The organism is Nocardioides palaemonis (genome assembly GCF_018275325.1).
Classification (GTDB): domain Bacteria; phylum Actinomycetota; class Actinomycetes; order Propionibacteriales; family Nocardioidaceae; genus Nocardioides; species Nocardioides palaemonis.
This window is the reverse complement of sequence record NZ_JAGVQR010000003.1, coordinates 169,902-194,544: the sequence shown is the minus strand read 5'-3', so window position 1 is coordinate 194,544 and position 24,643 is coordinate 169,902. Positions and strand designations below refer to the sequence as shown.

Here is a 24,643-nt window from a genome sequence, read left to right as displayed (position 1 = left end):
TTCAGCGATCCCCGGTCAGCCGGGGATCGCTGAACATGTCAGGCCGTGCACGGCCTGACAAGTTCAGCGAGAGCCTGACAACCCCCGTGTCTCGCCGCGCTGCGAGCGACGGCCTGCGTGCGTCAGGAGCAGCTCCCGGGTCGGCTGACGACCGGGCGCCGCAGCGGCGTGCGGGACACCTGGACCAGCCGCCGGCCGGCGAGGCGGTACGTCGTGCGATCCCCGCGGCGGCTGCCGAGGTGGAACCAGTCGACGAGGAGGCGGCCGCGTCGGCAGCGGAAGCCGCCCTGGTCGCTGTCCTCGGCGTAGGTGGTGAGCGTGAAGGGGCGCCCCCGCAGCGTGACGGGCCGCAGCCGGCCGCGGTGGTGGGTGAAGAGCGCGTGTCCGCGCGTCGACATCGAGTAGACGGGCGTGCCGAGGTCGACGAGCACCTCGACGCCGCGCGAGCCCAGCGCGTCCGCCGCGGGTCGTGCGCGCACGCCGTCCGCGGTGTAGCCGTCGGGCAGCGCGCCGGTGCCCGTGAGGTCGCGGCCGCGATGGGTGGTCGAGACGACGTAGTCGCGCTCGGAGGTGAAGGTCACGGTCGATCCGGCCTGCGCGCCGGAGGACGGCGGCGCGACGCCCACCGCGCTCCAGGTGAGGGCGGTGGCGACGGCGAGCACGGGGAATCGGTTCACGACGCTCCTCGGGGAGGGGACCAGGGGCGTCGAGGCTAGGACTCCGGGCGCCGGCGGCCCCCGCCGTCGCACCGATGTCCCCCAATCGTGCGATACGGACAGGCTCGCGGTCGCCTAGCCTCGCCGCATGCAGACACGAACCCTCGTCCCGCTCCTGCTCGCGCTGGTCGTGCTGTGCGTCCCGGCCGGCACGGCGTCGGCGCGCGTGGTCCCGACCCCGGTCACGGCGAAGGACCCGGCCGGCGACGTGCGGATCTACCAGAAGGCCACGGGCCTGACCCGCGCCCAGCGCGTGTCGGTCGACCTGCGACGGGTGACCATCACCCCGCGGTCGCGGTCCGTGCGGTTCACGGTCCGGATCAAGGCGGTCCCGCGCCGCATGCCGGTCGACCAGATGGTGTTCCTGGCGCTGGCTCCCGCGTCGGGCTCGAACCCGACCGGCCGCGGTGAGGTCGGCTTCAGTCCCCAGAAGCCCCGCCTGTCCTACGCCGCCCTCGACAGCGACGGCACCGGGACCGCCTGGGAGTCGTGCGACCCGATGCGCCTGAAGGTGCGACGGGGAGCGGGGGAGCTCCGCCTCGACGTACCGCTGCGCTGCCTCCCCGTCGGCGAGGTGCGCGTGAAGGTCACGTCGCTGACCGGCTACTTCCGCTCCGACGCCGCACGCCCGTGGTCACGCGACCGGCTGAGGTTCCCGGCACCGGTCGTGCTGCGGGAGGCGTCCTGAGCCGCGTCCGTGACGAGAGCGCAAGGACGATCAAGCGCGGCCCGCGGGGCGCGGTGAGGCTGGGGTCATGACGACAGCGGCGGACACGTTCGCGGACTTCCTCGCCACCCTGGCCGAGACCCTCGACCTGGGCAGCGAGGAGCGCTCGCGGCGGCTCCACCTCTCGCGCCACCACCTCGACCGGGTCGTCTCGGCGACCGGGGGCGAGCCACCGGAGCGGATGCGCCGGCGGCTGCTGCTCGAGCGAGCGGCGTACGAGCTGGTGACCACCGACCGGCCGGTGCTCGACGTGGCGATCGGGGCGGGCTTCGGCTCCCACGAGGCGTTCACGCGGGCGTTCACCCGTGCCTACGGGGCGGCGCCGAGCCGTTGGCGTCACGCACCGACCAGCACCCGGATCCCGGGCGCCAGCGACGTGCACTTCCACCCACCGGGCAGCCTCCGGCTGCCCACGGCACAGAAGGTGACCGCCATGGACCTGATGACCCGGATGATCGAGCACCACCTCTGGCTGACCGGCGAGATGCTGGACCGCGCGTCCCGGCTGACCGACGAGCAGCTCGACGCACCGATCGAGGTGCCGATCGGCACCATCGACGACGACATGACGATCCGCTCGGTGCTCGGCCGGATCGTCGGCCAGCTCGCCCAGTGGAACGCCGCGGTCGACCAGCGGCGCTACGACTGGGACCAGGAACGCGGCAAGTCGCTGACGACGCTGCGCCGCGAGCTCGCCGACGAGGGGCCGACCTTCCTCGCCCAGGTCCGGACCACGGTGGAGGAGGGCCGGCTCGACGACACGTTCCTCGACGTCACCTGCGAGCCGCCGCGGGTCTTCTCCTACGGCGGGATGGTGGCGCACGTGCTCACCTTCGCGGCCGTGCGCCGCCTGGTCGTGCTGGGCGCCCTCGAAACCCACGGGATCACCGACCTCGACGCCGGCGACCCCGCCGCGTGGGTGGCCCAGCCGGCCTGAGCGCAGGTCAGCGGATCAGCCAGAGCCCGATCGCGGTCGGGACCAGCCCGAGCAGCAGCCAGGGGGAGAGGACCTTGCGCCCGTGGATGCCGAGGGCGACGGCGACGGCGAGCACGGTCACGACGCCGGCCATGACGTTGAGCCCCACCTGCGAGGAGTACGGCTTCTCGTCGAGCATCACCGCGGCGACGACCAGGCCGACCGACAGGTGGAGGATCGTGGTGACGGCGAGGACGGACATCACCCACCGCTGCACGCGGGCCAGGTCGCGCTCCTCCGCGGAGGGATCGGCCACGACGCGTCGGGGCGCGTCGAGGTCGAGCAGGTGGCCGCGACCCTTCTCGGTGCGGCGGGCGGGGACGCTGCTGGCCATGGGACCGTCCAGTTCCTTGTCGTGACAACTGTTGCTAGGCTAACAAAAATGTCCGGCGCACCTCCAACCGACGACCCACTCGCCCTCGAGCAGCAGGTCTGCTTCGCTCTCGCGGTCGCGGCGCGCACGGTCGTGTCGGTCTACCGCCCGGTGCTCGAGCCGCTCGGGCTCACCCACCCGCAGTACCTCGTGATGCTGGCGCTTTGGGAGCAGGAGCCGCTGTCGCTGAGCGGGCTGGGGCGCCAGCTCGACCTCGACGTGGGCACGCTCTCGCGCCTGGTGAAGCGCCTCGAGGCGGCCGGCCTGGTCACCCGCGACCGCGACCCGGACGACGAGCGCAGCCTCGCCGTCGCGCTGACGTCGCGCGGGCGGGCGCTGCGCGAGCAGGCGCTCGCCGTCCCGGGCACGGTCGTCGAGCGCCTCGGCATGGAGGTCGACGAGCTCGTCGAGCTGCGCGACCGGCTGGCCACCGTCATCGACGCCGCGAAGGCGGCCCAGCCGGGCTGACCCGACGGCTCAGGTCTGGCGCAGCACGAGGACCGAGCGCGCCTGGAGCGGCAGCGTGCTGCCGGCGACGACCGGGGTGCCGAGCGGGACGGCGGCGTTGGTCGACAGCACCACCTCGCCGTGGTGGACCCACTGGTTGTCGGGCAGCGCCAGCTCCACGTCGTCCTCGCCGGCGTTGAGCCAGATCATGAAGGAGCGGTCGCGGACCTGCTCGCCCCTCGGGCCCGGGGAGCGGAGCGGGGCGCCGTTGAGGAACATGCCGACGGTCCGGCACGTGTCGTCGTTCCAGTCGTCGGTCGACATCTCCCGGCCGGTCGGGTGCACCCACACCAGGTCCTTCATGCCGCCCTTGATGGTGGGCCGGCCCTCGAACCAGTGCCGCTGGCGCAGCACCGGGTGCTCGCGCCGCAGCCGCAGCGCAGTCTTGGTGACCTCGTAGACGTCGAGCCAGGCGTCGTCGGGACGCCAGTCGATCCACGACGTCTCGTTGTCCTGGCCGTACGCGTTGTTGTTGCCGCCCTGCGTGCGGCCGCGCTCGTCGCCGGCGGTGAGCATCGGCACGCCGCTGGAGAAGCACAGCGTCGCCATCAGGTTGGCCGCCTGGCGGCGCCGCAGCGCGATCACCTCCGGGTCGTCGGTCTCGCCCTCGACGCCACAGTTCCACGACCGGTTGTTGTCGGTGCCGTCGCGGTTGTCCTCGCCGTTGGCCTCGTTGTGCTTGTGGTCGTAGGAGACCAGGTCGCGCACGGTGAAGCCGTCGTGCGCGGTGACGAAGTTGACCGAGGCGTACGGCGAGCGCCCGTCGTCGGCGTAGAGGTCGCTCGACCCGGCGAGGCGGGTCGCCACCGTGCGTACGCCGGCCGAGCGGCCGCGCCAGAAGTCGCGGACGGTGTCGCGGAACTGGTCGTTCCACTCGATCCACGGCGGCGGGAACTCGCCCACGCGGTAGCCGTCCATCGAGGCGTCCCACGGCTCGGCGATCAGCTTCACGTGCCGCAGCACCGGGTCCTGGCCGATGGCGGTGATGAGGTGGCTGCCCATGTCGACCACCTGGTCGGTGCGGGTCAGCGCGCTCATCAGGTCGAAGCGGAAGCCGTCGACGTGCATCTCGCTCACCCAGTAGCGCAGCGAGTCGAGGATCATCCGCAGGCTCTGGGTGTGGGTCGCGTCGACGGTGTTGCCGCACCCGCTGACGTCCCAGTACGTGTCCGGCAGGGGAGGGCCGTCGGGGTCGGGCACGGAGACCACGCGCTGGTAGTAGCCGAGGTCGTCGAGCCCGCGGAAGCTCAGCGTCGGCCCGAGCGGCCCCGCCTCGGCGGTGTGGTTGTAGACCACGTCGAGGATCACCTCGAGCCCGGCGGCGTGGAGGTCCTTGACCATCTGCTTGAACTCCGAGACCTGCTGGCCGCGGTCCCCGGAGGCGGCGTAGGCGTTGTGCGGGGCGAAGAAGCACAGCGAGTTGTAGCCCCAGTAGTTCACCAGGCCCCGCGCGGCCAGCGCGGGCTCGGAGAAGAACTGGTGGACCGGCAGCAGCTCGACCGCGGTGACACCGAGGTCGCGGAGGTAGTCGGTGACCGCGGGCGTGGCCAGGCCGGCGTAGGTCCCGCGCAGGTGCTCGGGCACCCGGTCGTGCAGCGCCGTCATCCCCTTGACGTGCGCCTCGTAGATGACCGTGTCGCGCCAGCGGCGTCGCGGCGGGGTGTCCGCACCCCACTGGAAGTCGTCGTAGACGACCACGCTGCGCGGGACGTACGGCGCGGAGTCGAGGTCGCTGGCCGTCGCGGGGTCGTCGAGGGCGTGGCCGAAGATCGCGTCGTCCACGGTCAGGTCACCGGCCACGGCCTTGCCGTAGGGGTCGAGCAGCAGCTTGGCCGGGTTGAAGCGGAGCCCGGCGTCGGGGTTCCACGGGCCGTCGGCGCGGAAGCCGTACGCGGTGCCGGGGCGGACGCCGGGGATCGCGCCGTGCCACACGCCCAGCGAGTGCTCGGTGAGCCGGTGGCGGACCTCCGAGCCGTCGTCGTCGAACACGCAGACCCACACGGCGGTGGCGGCGGGGGAGTAGACGGCGAAGTTGGTCGACTCCGAGGACCAGGTGGCGCCGAGGGGGTAGTTGCGGCCGGGCCAGACCGACATGGTCTCGCCGTCGTGGTTCCAGACGGTGCTCGTCGCGGGGGGCGGGGTCACGCGGGCCATTGTGGTGGAGTCTGCGGCGCACGGCACAATGCGGCATCACGATCCGGCAACACCCGCTCACGGGAGGCGGGGCCGGCACCGACGAAGGGGAGCAACCATGGAGTTCGTCTCGATCGACGTGACCGACGGGGTCGCCGTGCTGCGGCTCGACCGTCCGAAGATGAACGCGATCAGCGTCCAGGTGCAGGCCGACCTCCGTGAGGCCGCCGCGGAGCTGACGGCGCGCGACGACGTCCGCGCGGTGGTGGTCTGGGGCGGGGAGCGCGTCTTCGCCGCCGGCAACGACGTCAAGGAGATGGCCGACATGACCTACTCCGACATGGTCAAGGTCTCCGCCTCGGTGAGCTCGGCGACCACCGCGATCGCCCGCATCCCCAAGCCCGTGGTGGCCGCGGTCAACGGCTACGCGCTCGGCGGGGGCTGCGAGCTCGCGCTGGCCGCCGACCTGCGCTTCGCCGCCGAGGACGCGGTCCTCGGCCAGCCCGAGGTGCTGCTGGGGATCATCCCCGGCGCCGGCGGCACCCAGCGCCTGGCCCGCCTCGTCGGGACCTCGCGGGCCAAGGACATCATCTTCACCGGCCGCTTCGTGAAGGCCGACGAGGCGCTGCGCATCGGGATGGTCGACCGGGTCCTCCCCGCCGACCAGGTGCTCGAGGAGTCCGTGGCGTGGGCGTCGCAGTTCAGCGGTGCCGCAGCGATGGCGGTCCGCGCCGCGAAGGAGTGCATCGACCGCGGCAGCGAGGTCGACCTCGACACCGGCCTCGAGATCGAGCGGCAGCAGTTCGCGGGTGTCTTCGCGACCGAGGACCGTACCCGCGGCATCACCTCGTTCGTTGAGAACGGGCCCGGCAAGGCAACATTCGTCGGGCGCTGACCGGTCCCGGCACCGGCCGGACACGAACTGAAGGAGATCTGACCGTGACGAAGTTCCGCTCGGGCCTGGCCCAGCTCATCTGGCTGGTCGCCGCGCTCTGCGCGCTGATCCTGGCCGTCGGCGCCCTGCTGGTCGCCCTCGACGCCAACCGGTCCAACGAGCTGGTCCACTTCCTCCTGCGAGCCGCGGACACCGTCGACCTCGGCGTCTTCTCGCGCTCCGACGGCGTCAAGCAGTTCCGCGGCGAGGGCGCCGACGTGAAGAACGCGCTCTTCAACTGGGGCCTCGGCGCGGTCGCCTGGCTGGTCGCCGGCCGGGTCCTGGACCGCATCGTCAAGCCCTGACGGGGCGGTCGTGGCCGGCATAGGATCGGTGGCGGGGGTGAGGCAGATGTCTCGGACGGCGACGCTCGGCGCCGCACTGGTGCTCGGCACGGCGGGCCTCGCGGCCGCGCCAGCGGGGGCCGCGACGCCCTCGACCACGACGCTCGCGCTCAGCACGACCACGTCGGCCTACGGGCAGACCGTGACGGCGAGCGCCGTCGTCGCGACCTCGCCCGGGCCGCCCGAGGGCGACGTCGTCTTCTCCGTCGACGGCCTGGCCTACAAGGCCAACCTCGGTGGCGACGGCACGGCGAGCCTCGTGCTCCCGCGGGCCGGGGTCGGCCAGCACGCCGTCACCGCGACCTTCGTCCCCGCCGACGCCCTGCAGCAGCAGGGCAGCACCTCGACCGCGCTGCCGTGGGCGGTCGCCCGGGCGCGCACGCGCCTGCAGGCCCGCGTGGTCGGCAAGGGGCTCCGCATCCCCACCTACGTCGCGATCACGGCGTCCGGCGACTTCGGCACCGCCCCGCAGGGCGAGGTCAGGGTCGGGCTGCGCCGTGCCGGTCGCCGGTTCGACAGCGCGACCGGGGCGCTCGCCGGCAGCGTGGTGCGGGTGTCGTTCGGCCGGCTGCCACGCGGTCGCTACCGCGCGGTGGTCCGCTACCGCGGCGACGGCTCGCACCTCCCGGCCAAGCGGGTCCTCCGCTTCCGGGTGCGCCAGCGCTGACCCGGGGAGCTCTCGCCGCGCACGACCGTGACAGTTCCACTGTGAGAGAACCCACGCCGATCACCATTCCGGTCCGGGGGCGGTGACTTGTAGCCTCCAGAGCACATCCGAGTGCACAGGAGGGGCCGCGAGGCCACACCACCATGAACATTGTTGTCTGTGTGAAGTACGTGCCGGACGCGACGGCCGACCGCAAGTTCGAGGACGACTACACCGTCGACCGCGTCGGTGTCGACGGCCTGCTGTCCGAGCTCGACGAGTACGCCGTGGAGCAGGCGCTCCAGTTCCGCGAGAAGCGCGAGGGTGAGGACATCACCGTCACCGCGCTGACCGTCGGCCCCGAGAAGGCCGTCGACGCGGTCCGCAAGGCCCTGCAGATGGGCGCCGACCAGGCCGTCCACGTCGTCGACGACGCCATCGCGGGTTCGGACTACCTCGGCACCTCGCTGGTGCTGGCCAAGGCGATCGAGAAGGTCAAGGAGACCGCCGGCTCGGTCGACCTGGTCGTGTGCGGCATGGCCTCGACCGACGCGTCGGGCTCCGTCGTGCCGGCGATGCTCGCCGAGCGCCTGGGTCTCCCGCAGGTCACGCTGGCCTCCGTCGTGGAGTCGCAGGGCGACCAGGTCCGGATCAAGCGCGACAACGAGGGCTCGACCGAGGTCATCGGCGCGACCCTGCCGATCGTGCTGTCGGTGACCGACCAGTCGGGCGAGGCCCGCTACCCGTCGTTCAAGGGCATCATGGCGGCGAAGAAGAAGCCGCTGGAGACCTACGCGCTGTCCGACCTCGGCCTCGCCGCCGACCAGGTCGGCCTGTCGGTCGCCTACACCCAGGTGGAGGACACCACCGCCCGCCCGCCGCGCACGGCCGGCGAGGTCGTCACCGACGAGGACGGCTCGGGCGCGACCGCGCTGGTCGACTTCCTCGCGTCCAAGAAGTTCATCTGAGGAGGCTTCGCACATGTCCGAGGTTCTTGTTGTCATCGACCACGCCGACGGCGAGGTCAAGAAGCCGACCTACGAGCTGCTGACGATCGCGCGCCGCCTCGGCGAGCCGTCCGCGGTGTTCTTCGGCTCGCCCGAGCAGGGCGACGCCGTGGCGGAGAAGGTCAAGAAGTACGGCGCCGCGAAGGTCTACGTCGTCGACGACGCCCAGATCAAGGGCTTCCTCGTCGCGCCGAAGGCCGAGGCGCTCCAGCAGCTCGCCGAGAAGAGCTCGCCGGCCGCGATCCTGCTGCCGTCGACCTTCGAGAACAAGGAGGTCGCCGCCCGCCTGGCGGTCAAGATCGGCTCCGGTCTCATCACCGACGCCGTCGACGTCACCGACGGCGGTGTGACCACCCAGTCGGTCTTCGCCGGCAACTACACGGTCCAGGCCAAGGTCACCACCGGCACGCCGATCATCACGGTGAAGCCCAACTCCGCCGCGCCTGAGGAGGCCGACGGTGCGGGTGCCGTCGAGGCGTTCGCGGCCACCGTGTCCGACGCCGCCCGGGGCGCGCAGGTCGTGGCCACCCAGCCGCGCCAGTCGACGGGTCGTCCCGAGCTGACCGAGGCCGCGATCGTGGTCTCCGGCGGTCGTGGCACCGGTGGCGACTTCGCGCCGGTCGAGGGCTTCGCCGACTCCCTGGGTGCTGCCGTGGGTGCCTCGCGCGCCGCGGTCGACTCCGGCTGGATGCCGCACGCCTTCCAGGTCGGCCAGACCGGCAAGACGGTCTCGCCGCAGCTCTACGTCGCCAACGGCATCTCCGGTGCGATCCAGCACCGCGCCGGCATGCAGACCTCGAAGACGATCGTCGCGGTCAACAAGGACCCCGAGGCCCCGATCTTCGAGCTCGTCGACTTCGGCGTCGTGGGCGACCTGCACGCCGTGCTGCCCGCCGCGACCGACAAGGTCAACGAGCGCAAGGGCTGAGCCCGCTCCACCCGACGACGGCCCGGCAGGTCTCCTGCCGGGCCGTCGCGCACGTCACCAGCGGTGCAGGCGCGCGGTCCAGCCGTCGGCCCGGTGCACGACGTCGACGCTCTGGCCGTGGTCGGTGCGGGTGCTCTGCATGTCGAACCGGGACGCGATGTCGTAGGACGGCTCGTAGGCCGTGCACCGACCGCGGGTCGGCGCACCGATGCGCTCGAGGGGCTCGGTGCCGGCCGCCGAGACGTGGCGCAGGCGGGTCGGCCACGCGCGTGACGCAGTACCCGCGACCAGCTGGACGGCTGCCTCCGCGCCGTCCGGCACCGCGATGGCGCAGCGGCCCGTGACGCCGACGGGCAGGGCCACCACGCCGAGCTCGGCGGACACGACCCAGGTCGTGCGCGAGCCGGGCACGGCGACGTAGCGCCCGTCGGGGGACTGGCCGAAGGACCGCGGTCCCATCCGCAGCGCCTGCCAGGCCAGTCCGTCGCGCGTGGTCAGCACGACGTGCCGACCGCCGCAGTCGGCCACCACGGCGACCACGGCGAGCGGTCGGGCGGACTCGTCGGCACCCCAGCGGCAGCGCCGCGCCGACTCGTGGACGACGCTGGGCGCCCCCCAGGACTGCGCGGCGTCGTCGTAGAGCTGGGCGCGCACCCGTCGGCCGGTGCGGGAGGCGAGAGCGACCAACGGGGTGCCGGGGGCCGAGACGAAGCGGGTGTAGAGGCCCTCGTCGACCTGCACGAGGCCGGGGGCGTACGCCGGCGCCACCCGGCTGACCGCCCACGGCGAGGACGCGTCGGGACGCGAGATCACCGCGGTGAGGGCCGGTGAGGAGACGTCGCCGAACAGCGTCGTGTCGGAGTCGGTGTTGACGAAGTCGCTGTCGGAGCAGCCGTCGGCGAGCGGCAGGTCCTGCCGCGTGGGCGCGCCGTCGCCGGTGCGGGTCAGCACGACGACGCGGCACCGCCGTGACAGCTCGGAGCTCGCGCCGTAGAGGTAGGACACCTGGGCGGTGTCGCTGATGGTGGCGGTGGCGGTGTACTCCCGGCCCGGGGTCTCGAGCCGGTGGTGGGTGAATCCCTCCGGGCCGCGGGTGACGTAGCCGCTGGCGTCGGGGTAGACCGCGTGCTGGCCGTCCGGGGAGATGCCGGGCTCGTCGTAGGCCTCGCCGTCGAGGCGGTCGGACGACCAGGTCACCGTGTCGGCCGTCCAGAGCGCACGGGAGTGGGTCGGTGCCTGGTCCTCCGACCAGCTGTGGCGGTCGCACTCCGCGACGGCTGCGACGGCGCCGCCGGCGGTCCGTGCGTCGACGTCGCCGCAGAACAGCAGCTTCCCGCGCAGCACGACACGCCGCTCGCTCCAGGCGCCGGTCGCCGCGTCGCGGCGCGTCGACCACACGGTGCGGTGGTCGCGGGCCGCCCACACGCGCAGCAGGTCGCCGTCGGCGAGCGTCACCTCGACGCCGCCCGGGATGTCGCGCGGGAGCGTCGCGGCGGCAGCGGCGGCGGTCGTGGTGGGGTCCGCCGCGACGACCGCCGGTGCGGACAGGACCGACGCGGCCGTCGCGAGCACGACGGCTGCGCCGACGACCACCCCCGTGCGACGTGCCACGTCAGTAGACCTCCGGGTCGACGATGTCGCCCAGCGGCGCCACCTTGACCCACCGGTCGGCACCCCTCCCGCCGATCCGGATCCGGCGGTCGGCCACGTTGTTGGTCGTGTCGGACTCGGTCAGGTTGCGCTCGGGGTTGCCCTCGACGCGGATGTAGTAGACGCCGTTGGGGAGGCCGTCGATCTTGAACGCCTGCCCGGCGCGGTACTGCGCGTAGGTGTCGCCGGACCCGGCCGCGAGGACCTCGCGGATCGACAGGGCGCCCTCGCTCCCGCACGCGGTGGCCAGGTCGGTGTTCTCGGGCTGCCAGTCGGCGCCGGGGACCGTGTAGTCGACCGCGTCGGTGTTGGCCAGGCAGAAGGACTGCTTGCGGGACTTCTTGACGTACGCCTTGTTCGCGTCGAGCAGGTCGTAGCGCGCGAAGTCCTCGAAGTGCCAGTGGTTGTGGTTGGCGTGGTGGAACTCCATGGTCCCGACCTGCTGGTAGCCGGTCTGGTTGCCCGACGTGTCGAAGAAGTACTGGTAGGCGTCCATCACCTCGCCGCCGGGGCGGCGGAACCCGTCGATGACCAGCGGGCTGTTGCCGGCGTTCCAGACGGTCGCGGAGAACCGCAGCGCGGTGCCCTTGCCGTTGAGCGCGATGCCGAAGGCCGGGAGCGAGCGCAGGTCGGGGACCGGTCCGGCCACGCGGCCGTTCGAGGCCGCGACCGGACGGGGGCCGGGGGCGGCGTCCGGGCCGTCCGCGGCGCCGCCGCGGTCGCCGGCGCGCTCACCGCTGGCCGGGCGTCGGCACCCGTGGCACTCGTCGGTGACGGTCATCCGCGTGGTGGCGGTCGCCGTGTCGGCGGTGAGCCCGAAGGCCGGCCAGAAGCGCTTCGCGACGCGGGTCTCCACGACGTACTTCCCGTCGGGCAGGCGGAAGGGGCGCAACCCGTTGGACTCGAAGACGTTGGCCGCCCAGCCCTTCTGGATGCCCATCACGGAGCCGACCGTGTAGGGGTTGTAGGGGCAGTAGCGCGGGTAGGGCGAGGTCGGCGCCGCGTCCGGCTGGACGCGCTCGCCGACGGCGGACAGGCACGCGTCCACCGAGCGGTGGACGAGCTTCCTGCTGCTCCCGGCCTTGCGGACGTCCATGACGATGAAGCCGGACAGGCCGGTGAAGTCGTCCATCGCGCCGGCCGGCAGCGGGGTCGACCCGCTGGGGGTGCGGACCTCGGACACGATCGGCTGGTCGTAGGAGGTGCGGTGCGACCACACCTCGACGTTGGACTGCGGCGCGATCATCCGCACCCCGATGTCGGCCCACACGCGGCCGCCGTCGCCGTAGGCCTCGACCTCGTCGGGGGCGTAGAGCTGGAGGACGGCGCCTGCCGCGGCGCGCGCGGAGGGCGCGCCGGCAGTGGCGGTGGTGGGGACGGTGGCCGCGGCGAGACCGGCGGCAGCGACCCCGAGGCAGGCGAGGGTCGACAGGAGGGTGCGAGGTGCCATGTCTTGATGGACGCGACAGGGCGCCGTTCGGTTGCCGTGACACCTAGGGTTGTTCTCCGTGAGCCCCTCCACCGCCGCCGAGGACGACGTCCGCGAGGTCGCCGCGCGCGCCCGCGAGGCGAGCCACGTGCTCGCCACCGCCACCCGCGCCACCAAGGACGCGGCGCTGCACGCGATGGCCGCCGCGGTCCTCGACGCCGCACCCGCGGTGCTGGCGGCGAACGCCGAGGACGTGGCCCGCGCCGAGGAGGCGGGCACGCCGGCCAACATCGTCGACCGCCTCCGGCTCGACGACGACCGGCTGGCCGCGATGGCCCAGGGGCTCCGCGACGTGGCCGGGCTGCCGGACCCGGTCGGCGAGGTGGTGCGGGGCAGCACCCTGGCCAACGGGCTGGAGATGCGTCAGGTGCGCGTCCCCTTCGGGGTGGTGGCGATGGTCTACGAGGCGCGCCCCAACGTGACCGTCGACGCGGCCGGGATCTGCCTCAAGTCCGGCAACGCGGTCCTGCTGCGCGGCTCGTCGAGCGCACGGTCGAGCAACGCCGCCCTCGTCGCTGCGATGCGTGACGCAGTGGCCGCTGAGGGCCTCCCCGCGGACGTCGTGCAGCTGGTGCCGGGGGAGTCGCGCGACAGCGTCACGGCCCTGATGCGGGCGCGCGGGCTGGTCGACGTGCTGATCCCGCGCGGCGGCGCAGGGCTGATCCGCAGCGTGGTCGAGGGCTCGACCGTGCCGGTCATCGAGACCGGCGTCGGCAACTGCCACGTCTACGTCGACGCGTCGGCCGACCTCGACCAGGCCCTCGCGATCGTGCTCAACGCCAAGACCCAGCGCACCAGCGTCTGCAACGCCGCCGAGTCGCTGCTGGTGCACCGCGACGTCGCCGACACGTTCGTGCCGCGGGTCGTCGCGGCGCTCCAGGACGCCGGGGTGCTCGTGCACGGCGACCCCGCGTTCGCGGTCCACGACGGCGTGCTGGCGGCGACCGACGAGGACCACGGCGCCGAGTTCCTCGCCCTCGAGATCTCCGCGGCGGTGGTCGACGACGTGGAGGAGGCCATCGCGCACGTACGCCGCTTCTCCACCGGCCACACCGAGGCGATCGTGGCGCGCGACCAGGCCACCATCCGCCGCTTCGTGGCAGCCGTCGACTCCGCCGCCGTGCTCGTCAACGCGTCCACGCGCTTCACCGACGGCGGCGAGCTGGGCTTCGGGGCCGAGATCGGCATCTCCACCCAGAAGCTCCACGCGCGCGGCCCGATGGGCCTGCCCGAGATGACCTCGACCAAGTACGTCGTCGTCGGCGACGGCCACGTGCGCTGAGCCGCGGGCGCAGGCGATAGGATCGCGCCATGCTGAGCACCGCCATCACGCTTGCCGCCGAGTCCGCCGAGCACGGTGAGCCCCTGGTCCACCCCTACCTCGTGGGTGTGATCGCCCTGGGGCTGCTGCTCGCCCTGCTGCTCGCCGTGGTCTCCTTCGGCGGCGGGCGCGAGCACAGCTGAGCGACGTGCCCGACCAGCAGGCGCCGCGCCGGGTGGGGGTGATGGGCGGCACCTTCGACCCCATCCACCACGGCCACCTCGTGGCCGCCTCCGAGGTCCAGTCGTGGTTCGACCTCGACGAGGTCGTCTTCGTGCCCACCGGCGACCCGTGGCAGAAGAGCGAGCGCGACGTCACCGCGGCCGAGCACCGCTACCTCATGACGGTGGTCGCCACCGCCGCCAACCCGCGCTTCAACGTCTCCCGCGTCGACATCGACCGGACCGGGCGGACGTACACGATCGACACGCTGCGCGACCTGCGCACCGAGATGCCGGACGCGGAGCTGTTCTTCATCACCGGCGCCGACGCGCTGGCCGACATCTTCACCTGGCGCGACGCCGAGGAGCTCTTCGAGCTCGCCAACTTCGTCGGCTGCACGCGCCCCGGCTACACGATGGACCCGGACACGCTCGCCAAGATCCCCGCCGACCGGGTGACGATGGTCGAGATCCCGGCGCTCGCGATCTCCTCCACCGACTGCCGCGACCGCAAGCGTCGCGGCGAGCCCGTCTGGTACCTCGTGCCGGACGGTGTGGTGCAGTACATCGCGAAGCACGACCTCTACACCTCTCCCAGCAGCAAGGACCCTGCATGACTGCCACCGACCACGCCCTCGACCTCGTCGCCGTCGCGGCCCAGGCCGCGCACGACAAGAAGGCCGACCAGGTCCTGGCGTTCGACGTCAGCGACCAGCTCGCCATCACCGACGCCTTCGTGCTGGCCAGCGCCAGCAACGAGCGCGCGGTCGGGGCGATCGTCGACGAGGTCGAGGACAAGCTCCGCGAGGCCGGCGCCAAGCCGATCCGGCGCGAGGGCCACAAGGAGGGGCGCTGGGTGCTGCTCGACTACGGCGACATCGTGGTGCACGTCCAGCACGAGGAGGAGCGCTCCTTCTACGCCCTCGAGCGCCTGTGGAGCGACTGCCCGCTCATCCCGCTCACGCTGACGTGAGGCGGATCGTCCTCCTGCGCCACGGGCGTACCGCCTGGAACGACTCGGGACGCGCGCAGGGGCACGCCGACGTGCCGCTCGACGACGTCGGGCAGGCGCAGGCCAAGGCCGTGGCACCGCTGCTGGCGGAGATGCGTCCGGTCGCGCTGTGGTCCTCCGACCTCTCCCGGGCCGCCCAGACGGCGACGGCGGTCGGCGCCGAGTGCGGCCTGACGCCGGTGCTCGACGCCCGCCTGCGCGAGTTCGACATCGGCCCCAACCGCGTGGGCCTGACCTCCGACGAGTACGCCGCCGCGCACCCCGGCGAGCACGCCGAGCTGCTCGCCGGCAACGTCGACGCGATCCCGGGGCGCGAGACCCGCGACGACGTGCTGCAGCGGTTCCTGCCGGCGCTGACGGAGCGTGCCGAGGGCCTGCGCGAGGGCGAGACCGGCGTGCTGGTCTCGCACGGCGCGGCGCTGCGCGTCGTGGTGCCTGCCTTTCTCGGCTGGGGCGACGACCCGGGGGAGAGCCTCGGGGTGCTCGCCAACTGCGGCTGGATCGAGCTCACCCACTCCGCGTCGGTCTGGACCGGCGGCGAGGCGCGCTGGCGGCTGACCGCGTGGAACCGGGTCGCCCCGTGACCGACCGCGCGCGTGAGGTCGACGTCGCGGCCAGCCGGCAGGTCGCCCGCGTGATGGACGACGCCGTCACGGTCCCCGGCACCAAGATCGGGATCGGGGCGGACGCCCTGATCGGGCTGGTGCCGGGCATCGGGGACGCGCTCGGCAGCGCCCTGTCCGGGATCATCGTCCGCGACGCGATCCGGGCGCGGGTCCCGATGGTGGTGCTGGCGCGGATGGGGCTCAACCTGCTCGCCGACGCGGTGCTCGGCCTGGTCCCCGGCGTCGGCGACCTGCTCGACGTCGCCCACCGGGCCAACCGCAAGAACCTCAGGCTGCTGCTGCGCGAGGTCGAGCGGCAGCCGCTGCGCGAGCCGCCCTCGGTCGCCTACGTCGTGGGAGCCGTGGCCCTGATGCTGGTCCCGGTGGTCGCCGGTGTGGTGGCGACGGTGCTCGGGATCTGGCTGCTCTGGCGCCTGCTCACCTAGACCCACCCCCGGATTTCACCTCGCCGCCGGTGTCGGCTAATGTTCTCCGCGTTGCCCCTCGCGGGCGGCGAAGTTGGGGCTGTGGCGCAGCTGGTAGCGCATCTGCATGGCATGCAGAGGGTCAGGGGTTCGAGTCCCCTCAGCTCCACCGAACGAGAAGAGCCCGGTGCACCTGCACCGGGCTCTTCTGCGTCCTGGCGCTATCTTCGCCAGCATGGCGAGTGACGCACCCGTGCAGCCCAGGTCGGACCGTCGCAGGTGGCTCGGGCTGGTGGTCATCAGCCTCGGCGTCTCGCTGATCATCGTCGACTCCACGATCGTCAACGTCGCGGTGCCCTCGATCATCGACGACCTCGGCATCACCTCCACCGAGGCCCAATGGGTGCAGGAGGTCTACACGCTGGTCTTCGCCGCGCTGCTGCTGGTCTTCGGCCGGATCGCCGACCAGTGGGGGAGACGTCGCCTCTTCGCGCTCGGCGCGCTGGTGTTCGGCCTGTCCAGCGTCCTCGCTGCGACCGCCGACACGGCCGGCTGGCTGATCGGCGCCCGCGCCCTGCAGGGCGTCGGCGGCGCGATGATGCTGCCGACGTCGCTGTCGCTGCTCAACGCGACCTTCCGCGGCAAGGAGCGCGGCATCGCGTTCGGCGTCTGGGGCGCCACGATCGGCGGCACCGCCGCCCTCGGCCCGCTGCTCGGCGGCTGGCTGACGACGAGCTTCTCGTGGCGCTGGGCCTTCGGCATCAACGTGCCCCTGACCGCGCTGGTCATCGTCGGCCTCTACCTGCTCGTCGACGAGTCCCGCGAGCGCGCCACCGGCAGGGGCGCGGACGTCGCCGGCGCGGTGCTCGCCGCGGTCGGCTTCGGCGCGCTCGTCTTCGGGCTGATCGAGGGCCGGACGTACGGCTGGGTCACCACCTCCTCGACCGACCTCTCCGTCGGCGGGTGGACCTGGCCCTGGACGGTCTCGCCGGTGCTGGTGGCGTTCGTGGTCGGCGTCGTCGCGCTGGCGGCGTTCGTGGTGGTGGAGCGACGACGCAACGCCACGGGTCGTGCGGCCATGCTCGACCTCTCGCTCTTCTCGATCACCTCGTTCCGCAACGGCAACATCGCCGCCGCGATCGTCAGCCTCGGGGAGTTCGGGCTGCTGTTCGCGCTGCCGCTGTGGTTCCAGAACGTGCGCGGCTACTCCGCCTTCGAGACCGGCCTGGTGCTGCTGGCGCTCGCCTCCGGCAGCTTCGTGGCCAGCGGGCTCGGCGCCGCGCTCGGGAGGACGCGTACGCCCGTGTTCATCGTCCGGCTCGGGATCGGGCTGGAGATCGCGGGCATCGCGGGCATCGCGCTGCTGCTGCGGGTCGACTCCGGCTGGCTGGTGACGGCGCCGCTGCTGTTCGTCTACGGCGTCGGGGTCGGCTTCGCCACCGCCCAGCTGACCGGGGTCGTGCTGGCCGACGTCCCGGTCGAGCGCAGCGGTCAGGGGTCCGGCACGCAGAGCACGTCGCGCCAGGTCGGCTCCGCGTTCGGGATCGCGATCCTCGGCACCATCCTGTTCACCGTCCTCGGCGCCCGGCTCGACGCCGAGCTGGCCGGCCAGGGCGTGCCGGAGCAGGCGCGGGTGCAGGTGGTGGAGGCGGTCAAGGGGAGTGCGGGGGCGGCGATCCCGGGCCTGGCGGCAGACCCGTCGACCGCCCAGGCCGCGCAGGACGCCCGGCAGGCGCTGACCGACGCGACGCGCGTCGCGGCGGCCGCCGCAGCCGGGTTCCTGCTGCTCGGGCTGCTCGCGAGCCTGTCGCTCGGATCGGCCCGACGAGAGGACCTGGCCGTCGACTCGGCCAATCCGTAGGGCCGGTGGCACCATGTGCCCATGACCGCGTCTGACCTCTCCACCAGCACCACCGTCGAGGGCACGTCCGAGCGCACCGCCGCGCACATCGAGACGACCGAGCGCTACGCCGCGCACAACTACCACCCCCTCCCGGTGGTGCTCGCGCAGGGCGAGGGCGCGTGGGTCGTCGACGTCGACGGCAAGCGCTACCTCGACTGCCTCGCGGGCTACTCCGCTCTCAACTTCGGCCACTCCAACGAGCGCCTCGTCGCCGTGGCCCGCGAGCAGCTCGGCCGGCTGACCCTGACGTCGCGCGCGTTCTTCAACGACAAGCTCAGCGGCTTCGCCGAGGCGCTGACCCGCCTCACCGGCAAGGACATGATCCTGCCGATGAACTCCGGCGCCGAGGCCGTCGAGACCGCGATCAAGGTGAGCCGCAAGTGGGGCTACGAGGTCAAGGGCGTCCCGGCCGGGCAGGCCACCATCATCACGATGGAGGGCAACTTCCACGGCCGCACCACGACCATCGTCAGCTTCTCCGACGACGACGTCGCGACGTCGGGCTACGCGCCGTTCACGACCGGCTTCCGCAGCGCGAAGTACGGCGACATCGAGGCGATCGCCGCAGCCATCGACGAGACGACCGTCGGCGTGCTCTTCGAGCCGATCCAGGGCGAGGGCGGCGTGGTCATGCCGCCCGAGGGCTTCCTCACGCAGCTGCGCGAGCTCTGCACCGAGCGCGACGTGCTGATGATCGCCGACGAGATCCAGTCCGGCCTGGCGCGCTCCGGCAAGACCTTCGCCTGCGACCACGAGGGCGTCGTCCCCGACATCTACATCATGGGCAAGGCTCTCGGCGGCGGGATCTACCCGGTCTCCGCTATCGCGGCCGACCACGAGGTCATGGACGTCATCACGCCGGGCTCGCACGGCTCGACCTTCGGCGGCAACCCGCTGGCCGCGGCCATCGGCACCGAGGTCGTCGCGATGCTCGAGGAGGGCACCTTCCAGGCCCGCTCGGCCGAGATCGGCGAGCAGCTCGTCGCCGGCTTCGGTCCGCTCGTCGGCCAGGGTCTCTCCGACGTCCGGGTGCGCGGCGCCTGGGCCGGCATCGACATCGACCCGAGCCTGATGACCGGTCGCCAGATGTCCGAGGCGCTGATGGCCCGCGGCATCCTCGCCAAGGACACCCACGGCTCGACCGTCCGCTTCGCCCCGCCGCTGGTCGCCAGCGACGAGGACGTCGCCGGGCTGGTCGCGGCCGTCACCGACATCCTCGCCGCCGCCCGCGCCTGAGGCCGGACCGGTCGTGGCAGCCCGCTTCGACCACCTGGTCGTCGCCGTCGAGGACCTCGACGCCGCGGCGGCCCGGTGGTCGGCGGCGGGGCTGCGGGCCGAGCGCGGGGGAGCGCACCCCGTCGGCACCGAGAACGTCCTGGTGCGCGGCCCGGGACCGGCCTACGTCGAGCTGATCGCCGCCGGCCGCGACGAGGCGAACCCGTGGCTCGACCGGATCCGCTCGGCCCGGGGCCCGATCTCGTGGGCGGTCGCCGTCGACGACGTCGAGGAGGCCCGGGCCGCACTGGTCGCGGCCGGCTTCGACCCCGAGCCGGCGGTGCCGGGGTCGCGGCGCACCCCGGAGGGCGACGTCGTCGAGTGGATCGTGTGCGACATCGGCTCGCAGCCCTACGACTGGACCTGCCGTTCCTGATCCAGTGGACGACGCCGATGCCGTCGGGCCCTGCCGACGGACCGGTCGTGGAGTGGCTGGGGCTCACCCCGCCCGACCCGGACCGCGTCGCCGACCTGCTGCTCGCCCTCGGGTTCACGCCGAGCGCGCACTGGCCGCGCCGGGTGCTCCACGACGACGCGGGACTGCAGGTGACCCTGTCGCCGGTGGGTGAGCCGGTGGCCCTGGAGGGTGCGTCCTGGTACATGGGGTGGGCCGACGAGTCCGACAAGTCCGACGTGGACGAGCCGCTGGCCTCGCTCTCCCTCGGCGTCCCGTCCGGCGAGACGGCGAGCGCCGTCCTCGACGACGTCACGGTCACCACCCGGCCCGACCGCCGCCGGTTCGCCGCGGCCTCTCTGGTCCCTGCCGTCGACGAGGCGTTCGCCCGCCTGCGGGGCGACCTCGCGGACTGGCCCGACCCGCACCCGGGCGGGGCCCCGCCCGCCGAGGAGGAGTACTCCCGCAGCGAGGACCCGGAGCGCTACCGGCTGCTCGCGCGTCGGACCGACGCGTGGGTCGAGGCGATCGTCGCCGCCGGGCTCGGCACGGCGGAGCCCACGGACCCGGCGTCGGTGGAGTGGGTGGGGGAGCAGCACCTCCCGCCCTCCGGCGCCACGGTCGTGCGCGGTGCTCCGGGCACGCTGCCGATCGTCGTGGGGACCTTCAGCGACGACACGTTCGTGAAGGTCGGGGTCGGCGACCCGGCCGAGGTCCTCACCGGCCAGCCCCACTGCGGGTGCGACGCGTGCGACGACGGGTCGGCGTCGTTCCTGCGCGAGATCGACGACGCGTTCGTCCTCGCCCTCGGCGGCGGGGTCTACGCGGTGCGCGAGGGATCGGCGTCCGTCGTCCGCTCGCTCGACGGGTGGTCGGGGACCGGCGTGCAGGACGGCGAGGCCTGGCTGGCCGACGCGGCCGCCGGACGGCGTACGGACGGGGTCGTCGCCGGCGAGCCCTGGCTCTGACCGTGACCGTCAGTGGAGCGAGGGGCCGGTAGGTCGGGCACCGGGCTCCACCGTCGGGTTCAGGCGATCGTCAGGCCGCCGTCGACCGGGATCATCTGGCCGGTGACGTAGCCGGCGGCGTCGGAGGCCAGCCACACCGCGGTCGCGGCGAGCTCGTGCGGGTCGCCCTTGCGGCCGGCCGGGACCCGCTGGAGGGCGAGGTCGAGGTAGCCGTCGGGATAGGTCTCGGTCATCTCGGAGGAGAAGAAGCCGGGGGCGAGGGCGTTGACCCGGATCCCCTTGCGGCCGGTCCACTGCTGTGCGAGGTCGCGGGTCAGGCCGCCGAGGCCGGCCTTGGACGCGGAGTACGCCGCCTGCGGGAGGCCGCCGGTCGTGATCCCGAGGATCGAGGAGATGTTGATGATGCTCGACCCGGGCTGCATCACCCGGCCGCACGCCTGCGCCATCCAGTAGCAGCCGTTGAGGTTGACGTCGATGACCGAGCGGAACTGCTCGGGGGTCTCCCGGGTGGCCGGCACCGCGGTGCCGAGGCCGGCGTTGTTGACCAGCACGTCGACCCGGCCGAACTTCTCCATCGCCGCGTCGACCAGCCGCTGGCACTGCTCGGGGTCCGCGACGTCGGTCTCGACGGTCAGCACCCGGCGACCGGTCGAGCGGACCGACTCGGCCACCCGCTCCAGCTTGTCGGCGCGGCGCGCGCCGAGCACCAGGTCGGCGCCGGCCTCGGCGAAGACGTGCGCGAACGCGACGCCCAGCCCGCTCGAGGCGCCGGTGACGATGACGACCCTGTCGTCGAGGCGGAACAGGTCCATGACTCCCATGCCGGGACCCTACGGCGTGGCGGTCGTCACCGGCGGGGCCGGGGTCGCGGGGGACCGGGGCAGGCTGCGCACGGCCTTCGAGCACAGCACCAGCGCGACGATCGCGAGGTAGGCGAACGCCGACACCACCAGCACCTCCTCGAAGCCGAACGCCAGGGCGAGGGGCCCGAAGGCGATCTGGCCGAGGGGGATCGCGACGAACGAGCCGAGCGCGTCGTAGGAGTAGGCGCGCGAGAGCATGTCGTCGTCGATGTTCTCCTGCATCGCGAGGTTCCACCCCATGCCGAAGACCTCGGTGCCGACGCCGGCGACGAACGCGGCCACGACCAGCACGAGCAGGTGGGGGGCGGCGCCGAGCACGAAGAACGGCGGGGCCAGGAACGCGATGCCGATCATGCCGAGCAGCAGCGGGCGCTCCAGGCGCACCCGGAGCAGCACGACGGTCGTGAGGAGCAGGCCGACCGCCTCGGCGGAGAGCACGTAGCCCCACCCCTGTCGGCCGATGGTGTCGTCGGCCACGGCTGGGCCGAGGGTGAACCAGGCGCCCGCGTGGATGAAGTTGAGGAACCCGAAGCCGACGACGACGGCCCAGAGCCACGGCGTGGCCCAGAAGAACGTCCACCCCTCGCGCAGCTCCTGCAGGGTGCTGGTGACCGCCTCGCCGCGCTCCTTCGGCGGCAGGGCCACCGGCACCAGGAGCAGCGCCGACAGCAGCCAGGTGGAGGCGTCGACCGCCAGGGCCCAGCCGGGGCCGACCGTGACGACCAGCAGCGCGCCGACCGTCGGCCCGAGCACCATCATCCCGTTGCGGGTCAGCGAGACGAGGGCGTTGGCGGGCTGGAGGTGCTCCTTCGGGACGAGCTGGGGCAGCACGCTGGCCATCGCCGGGAAGCCGATGCCCGACACCGCGCCGTGCACGGCCCCGAGCACCGCCAGCATCCAGATCTCGGCGTGGCCACCGAGCACCAGCAGCGCGATCGCGCCCTGGGCGAGGGCCGAGCCCACGTTGGACAGCTGGAGGACCAGCGTCCGCGGGAACCGGTCGGCGATCACGCCGCCGTAGAGCAGCAGCGCGACCATCGGGACCGTGCGGGCGGCCAGGACCTGGCCGAGCGCGGCGGGGGAGTCGGTGATGTCGAGCACCGCGAAGGCGAGCGCGATGCTCGCCATCATGGTGCCCAGGGTGTTGACGAAGCGCGACGCGAAGTACCACGCGAAGTTGCGGTTGCGCAGGGGCGCGAACGACGCCTTCCAGGTCATCGCAGGTCCTCCCGGCGCGGGATCCAGCGGGTCTCCTCGCCGGCGAGGCCGCCGGCCATCGTGAACGCCGTGGTGGTGGCGGAGACGTGCATCGTGCCGGGGGTCCCGGCCGGCCGGGCCTCGGCGTGCAGCAGGTGGGACGCCTCGTGGAGCAGGTCGAGCGCGCGGTGCCACGCCTCGACCGGCACCCACGTCTCGAGGTCGCTGGAGGAGCCGGAGCCGGGCGCCGCCTCGAGCAGGCGCCGCTCCACCTCGAGCGCGGTCGCGCGGGCGTAGGCCACCCGGTCGTCGATCCCTTGGGAGCGGTCGGCGACCTCGCGGGAGGCGTCGTAGCGGTAGCGCTTGGCCAGCCCGCCGCGCACCTTCTCCTCGCTCTCGACCACGAGCTCGCCGCTGTCGTGCAGCTGGCGCAGGTGGTAGGACGCGTTGGCGTGGGTCAGGTCGAGCGCGCGCGCCACCTCGGCGGCGCTCATCGCCTCCGCCGTCAGCAGCGACAGGATCCGCAGCCGGACGGGGTGCGCGATCGCGCGCAGCCGGGCAACGGCGCCGGTGTCGGTCTCGTCCACGTCTCACCCTCCACGAGTTGTTGGGGAGTCAGTTTGCGTCACGAGGCGTCGACTGTCAAACATCTCTTGGGCGGTCGCCTGCCGGGGTAGTCCAGTGGCGAGACGTCGTCCGGACGACCGTCGAGCAGCAGGTGGCCACTGGACTACCCCGAGGCGACCCTGAACGCACCCCGGGAACCGGTGAAATGGGGCTGCGGACGTGGTTGGCTGGAGCCATCCACCGCCCGGGTGACCGGGCCCACCGAGGAGCGAGAGAGATGTCCGAGCAGTACCCGCAGCAGCCCTACGGCCAGCCCCAGCCGCCCATGTCGCCGCAGGACGAGCGCACCTGGGGCATGCTCAGCCACGCCGGCGCACTCGTGGCGATGGTGGTCTCCGCCGGCTTCCTCGGCTTCGTCGCCTCGGTCGCGGTCTACCTGATCCACAAGGACCGCGGGCCCTTCGTGCGCGCGCACGCCGCCAACTCGATCAACGTGCAGATCTCGATGTTCGTCTGGCTCGTCGTGGCGGGCGTGCTCTACGTGATCCTCGGCATCGCCACCCTCGGGCTCGGGTTCCTCTTCCTCCTGCCGATCTTCGCGGTGCCCCTCGTGATCGCCGGCATCCTGCACGTGATCGGCGCGGTCAAGGCCTACAACGGCGAGTGGTGGAACCCGCCGCTCACTCCGCAGATCGTCCGCTGACCGGCGCGACGCCCAGCTCGGCCAGCACCTCGTCCTGCCAGGCGAACGCCGCCCGTGCGCGGGCGGCGAGGTCCGGCCCGGGCAGCAGCGCCTCGACCCGCTCGGCGGCGCCCGGCGGCAGGTCGGTACGCAGGTAGCGCAGGCCGAAGTCGTGGCGCGCCGGGCAGTGCCGGACCCGCAGCAGCATCACGAGCGGCTCGACGGCGAAGCGCATGTGGAACCACGTCGCCTCGGCCAGGTCGTCGCGGGCGATCGCCCGCTGGACCAGCCAGGCGCCGGTCTCGCGCCGCGCCGCCGCCTGCTCGACGGCGCGCCGGCGCTGCTCGGCCATCGGCTCCTCGGGGTCGTGCTCGAGGAGGAGCAGGCCGTCGGGGTCGTGCAGGACCAGCGGCGTCCCGTGGCGGCGTACGTCGATGGTCAGCCGCTCGGGCACCTCGTCGATCCAGAGGTCCACGAGCCGCGTCGGGCGGGACAGGTCCGCCGCGTCCGGCTGGAGGTGCACGAACCCCTGGGTCGCCGTCGGCCACGCCCCGGCCGCGACCCGCCAGACGTGGTCGACGTCGAACCGCTCGTGGACCAGCGCCAGTGCGGCGTCGTAGGACTCGGCGGAGGGGCCGTCGCACCACACCTGCACGTCGAGGTCGGAGTGGTCGTCGTGGCCGCCGGTCACTGCGGAGCCGCTGACCACCACCACGCGCACCTGCGGGACCAGCGCGGGCAGGCCGCGCAGGAAGTCGAGCCAGTCGTCGTACCTGCTGAGGTCTGCACCGGTCACCCGGGCAGTATCGCGCGGCGAGGGGCTACGATGGTCGTGTGCCG

At 73.0% G+C, this 24,643-nt stretch carries 28 protein-coding genes and 1 tRNA gene; 20 read left to right on the top strand and 9 right to left on the bottom strand.

Annotated elements, in window-relative coordinates:
• Positions 1-122 precede the first annotated feature (122 nt).
• Entirely contained in the window at positions 123-677 is a 555-nt protein-coding gene (locus tag KDN32_RS13260; RefSeq protein WP_211732730.1) for a hypothetical protein, read from the bottom strand.
• Positions 678-804: 127 nt separating this feature from the next.
• Between KDN32_RS13260 and KDN32_RS13255 the strand changes: the two genes are divergently transcribed.
• Both KDN32_RS13255 and KDN32_RS13250 read left to right on the top strand, forming a co-directional pair.
• A complete protein-coding gene (locus tag KDN32_RS13255) occupies positions 805-1,404 on the top strand; it encodes a hypothetical protein (protein ID WP_211732729.1) in 600 nt (199 codons plus the stop codon).
• 67 nt (positions 1,405-1,471) lie between these two features.
• Positions 1,472-2,380: a helix-turn-helix domain-containing protein gene (locus KDN32_RS13250; protein ID WP_211732728.1), complete on the top strand. Its 909-nt coding sequence runs from the start codon at positions 1,472-1,474 to the stop codon at positions 2,378-2,380.
• 7 nt (positions 2,381-2,387) lie between these two features.
• Here KDN32_RS13250 and KDN32_RS13245 read toward each other — a convergent pair whose 3' ends face one another.
• Positions 2,388-2,753 (bottom strand): hypothetical protein, encoded by a 366-nt coding sequence (locus tag KDN32_RS13245; RefSeq protein WP_211732727.1) that lies wholly within the window; start codon positions 2,751-2,753, stop codon positions 2,388-2,390.
• Between the two features lie 48 nt (positions 2,754-2,801).
• Here KDN32_RS13245 and KDN32_RS13240 point away from each other — a divergent pair, with 48 nt between their 5' ends.
• Positions 2,802-3,260, top strand: a complete 459-nt coding sequence (locus KDN32_RS13240) for a MarR family winged helix-turn-helix transcriptional regulator (RefSeq protein WP_211732726.1) — start codon at positions 2,802-2,804, stop codon at positions 3,258-3,260.
• Positions 3,261-3,269: 9 nt separating this feature from the next.
• Here the strand turns inward: KDN32_RS13240 and glgX are convergent, their stop codons facing one another.
• The gene (gene glgX, locus KDN32_RS13235) at positions 3,270-5,444 is read right to left on the bottom strand and encodes a glycogen debranching protein GlgX (protein ID WP_307854075.1); all 2,175 of its coding nucleotides are present in this window, start codon (positions 5,442-5,444) and stop codon (positions 3,270-3,272) included.
• 106 nt (positions 5,445-5,550) lie between these two features.
• Between glgX and KDN32_RS13230 the strand changes: the two genes are divergently transcribed.
• From KDN32_RS13230 to KDN32_RS13210, 5 genes are all read left to right on the top strand, one after another.
• Positions 5,551-6,327 carry an enoyl-CoA hydratase/isomerase family protein gene (locus KDN32_RS13230; protein WP_211732725.1) on the top strand — a complete coding sequence of 259 codons (777 nt, stop codon included), beginning with the start codon at positions 5,551-5,553 and terminating at the stop codon, positions 6,325-6,327.
• A gap of 44 nt (positions 6,328-6,371) precedes the next feature.
• A complete protein-coding gene (locus KDN32_RS13225; RefSeq protein WP_307854074.1) occupies positions 6,372-6,671 on the top strand; it encodes a hypothetical protein in 300 nt (99 codons plus the stop codon).
• A gap of 46 nt (positions 6,672-6,717) precedes the next feature.
• Positions 6,718-7,377 (top strand): Ig-like domain-containing protein, encoded by a 660-nt coding sequence (locus KDN32_RS13220; RefSeq protein ID WP_249217114.1) that lies wholly within the window; start codon positions 6,718-6,720, stop codon positions 7,375-7,377.
• Between the two features lie 161 nt (positions 7,378-7,538).
• Positions 7,539-8,324, top strand: a complete 786-nt coding sequence (locus KDN32_RS13215) for an electron transfer flavoprotein subunit beta/FixA family protein (protein WP_307854073.1) — start codon at positions 7,539-7,541, stop codon at positions 8,322-8,324.
• Positions 8,325-8,337: 13 nt separating this feature from the next.
• Positions 8,338-9,291: an electron transfer flavoprotein subunit alpha/FixB family protein gene (locus tag KDN32_RS13210; protein ID WP_211732722.1), complete on the top strand. Its 954-nt coding sequence runs from the start codon at positions 8,338-8,340 to the stop codon at positions 9,289-9,291.
• 54 nt (positions 9,292-9,345) lie between these two features.
• On the opposite strand, the gene KDN32_RS13205 is transcribed toward KDN32_RS13210, so the two are convergent.
• Positions 9,346-10,902 carry a hypothetical protein gene (locus KDN32_RS13205; RefSeq protein ID WP_211732721.1) on the bottom strand — a complete coding sequence of 519 codons (1,557 nt, stop codon included), beginning with the start codon at positions 10,900-10,902 and terminating at the stop codon, positions 9,346-9,348.
• Between the two features lies 1 nt (position 10,903).
• Positions 10,904-12,391 carry a lysyl oxidase family protein gene (locus KDN32_RS13200; RefSeq protein WP_211732720.1) on the bottom strand — a complete coding sequence of 496 codons (1,488 nt, stop codon included), beginning with the start codon at positions 12,389-12,391 and terminating at the stop codon, positions 10,904-10,906.
• Positions 12,392-12,449: 58 nt separating this feature from the next.
• On the opposite strand from KDN32_RS13200, the gene KDN32_RS13195 reads away from it, so the two are divergent.
• The 11 genes from KDN32_RS13195 to KDN32_RS13145 all read left to right on the top strand — a co-directional run bounded on the left by KDN32_RS13195 (position 12,450) and on the right by KDN32_RS13145 (position 20,494).
• On the top strand, positions 12,450-13,712 hold the full coding sequence (locus tag KDN32_RS13195; RefSeq protein ID WP_211732719.1) for a glutamate-5-semialdehyde dehydrogenase: 1,263 nt from the start codon (positions 12,450-12,452) through the stop codon (positions 13,710-13,712).
• A 29-nt stretch (positions 13,713-13,741) separates the two neighbouring features.
• Positions 13,742-13,894 carry a hypothetical protein gene (locus KDN32_RS13190; RefSeq protein ID WP_211732718.1) on the top strand — a complete coding sequence of 51 codons (153 nt, stop codon included), beginning with the start codon at positions 13,742-13,744 and terminating at the stop codon, positions 13,892-13,894.
• A gap of 5 nt (positions 13,895-13,899) precedes the next feature.
• Entirely contained in the window at positions 13,900-14,529 is a 630-nt protein-coding gene (gene nadD, locus KDN32_RS13185) for a nicotinate-nucleotide adenylyltransferase (protein WP_307854072.1), read from the top strand.
• Positions 14,526-14,885 carry a ribosome silencing factor gene (gene rsfS, locus KDN32_RS13180; protein ID WP_211732717.1) on the top strand — a complete coding sequence of 120 codons (360 nt, stop codon included), beginning with the start codon at positions 14,526-14,528 and terminating at the stop codon, positions 14,883-14,885. The genes nadD and rsfS overlap by 4 nt, the downstream gene beginning before the upstream one ends.
• On the top strand, positions 14,882-15,508 hold the full coding sequence (locus KDN32_RS13175; RefSeq protein ID WP_211732716.1) for a histidine phosphatase family protein: 627 nt from the start codon (positions 14,882-14,884) through the stop codon (positions 15,506-15,508). Before rsfS ends, KDN32_RS13175 begins: the two co-directional genes overlap by 4 nt.
• Entirely contained in the window at positions 15,505-15,975 is a 471-nt protein-coding gene (locus tag KDN32_RS13170) for a DUF4112 domain-containing protein (RefSeq protein WP_211732715.1), read from the top strand. Before KDN32_RS13175 ends, KDN32_RS13170 begins: the two co-directional genes overlap by 4 nt.
• 75 nt (positions 15,976-16,050) lie before the next feature.
• Positions 16,051-16,123, top strand: a tRNA-Ala gene (locus KDN32_RS13165).
• A gap of 66 nt (positions 16,124-16,189) precedes the next feature.
• Positions 16,190-17,815, top strand: a complete 1,626-nt coding sequence (locus tag KDN32_RS13160) for an MFS transporter (RefSeq protein WP_211732714.1) — start codon at positions 16,190-16,192, stop codon at positions 17,813-17,815.
• A 21-nt stretch (positions 17,816-17,836) separates the two neighbouring features.
• Positions 17,837-19,093 carry an ornithine--oxo-acid transaminase gene (rocD, locus tag KDN32_RS13155; RefSeq protein WP_211732713.1) on the top strand — a complete coding sequence of 419 codons (1,257 nt, stop codon included), beginning with the start codon at positions 17,837-17,839 and terminating at the stop codon, positions 19,091-19,093.
• Positions 19,094-19,106: 13 nt separating this feature from the next.
• Positions 19,107-19,508 (top strand): VOC family protein, encoded by a 402-nt coding sequence (locus KDN32_RS13150; RefSeq protein WP_211732712.1) that lies wholly within the window; start codon positions 19,107-19,109, stop codon positions 19,506-19,508.
• Positions 19,463-20,494: a DUF6226 family protein gene (locus KDN32_RS13145; protein WP_211732711.1), complete on the top strand. Its 1,032-nt coding sequence runs from the start codon at positions 19,463-19,465 to the stop codon at positions 20,492-20,494. The genes KDN32_RS13150 and KDN32_RS13145 overlap by 46 nt, the downstream gene beginning before the upstream one ends.
• A 59-nt stretch (positions 20,495-20,553) precedes the next feature.
• Here the strand turns inward: KDN32_RS13145 and KDN32_RS13140 are convergent, their stop codons facing one another.
• The 3 genes from KDN32_RS13140 to KDN32_RS22930 are packed head-to-tail and all read right to left on the bottom strand — an operon-like array spanning position 20,554 to position 23,141.
• Complete coding sequence (locus KDN32_RS13140) at positions 20,554-21,315, bottom strand: SDR family NAD(P)-dependent oxidoreductase (RefSeq protein WP_211732710.1); 762 nt, start codon at positions 21,313-21,315, stop codon at positions 20,554-20,556.
• 9 nt (positions 21,316-21,324) lie between these two features.
• Positions 21,325-22,575: an MFS transporter gene (locus tag KDN32_RS13135; protein ID WP_211732709.1), complete on the bottom strand. Its 1,251-nt coding sequence runs from the start codon at positions 22,573-22,575 to the stop codon at positions 21,325-21,327.
• On the bottom strand, positions 22,572-23,141 hold the full coding sequence (locus tag KDN32_RS22930; RefSeq protein ID WP_211732708.1) for an ArsR/SmtB family transcription factor: 570 nt from the start codon (positions 23,139-23,141) through the stop codon (positions 22,572-22,574). Before KDN32_RS22930 ends, KDN32_RS13135 begins: the two co-directional genes overlap by 4 nt.
• A gap of 257 nt (positions 23,142-23,398) precedes the next feature.
• Here KDN32_RS22930 and KDN32_RS13125 point away from each other — a divergent pair, with 257 nt between their 5' ends.
• Positions 23,399-23,824: a DUF4870 domain-containing protein gene (locus KDN32_RS13125; protein WP_211732707.1), complete on the top strand. Its 426-nt coding sequence runs from the start codon at positions 23,399-23,401 to the stop codon at positions 23,822-23,824.
• Here the strand turns inward: KDN32_RS13125 and KDN32_RS13120 are convergent.
• On the bottom strand, positions 23,802-24,599 hold the full coding sequence (locus tag KDN32_RS13120) for a hypothetical protein (RefSeq protein ID WP_211732706.1): 798 nt from the start codon (positions 24,597-24,599) through the stop codon (positions 23,802-23,804). The two genes, KDN32_RS13125 and KDN32_RS13120, sit on opposite strands and share 23 nt — an antisense overlap.
• Between the last annotated feature and the right edge of the window lie 44 nt (positions 24,600-24,643).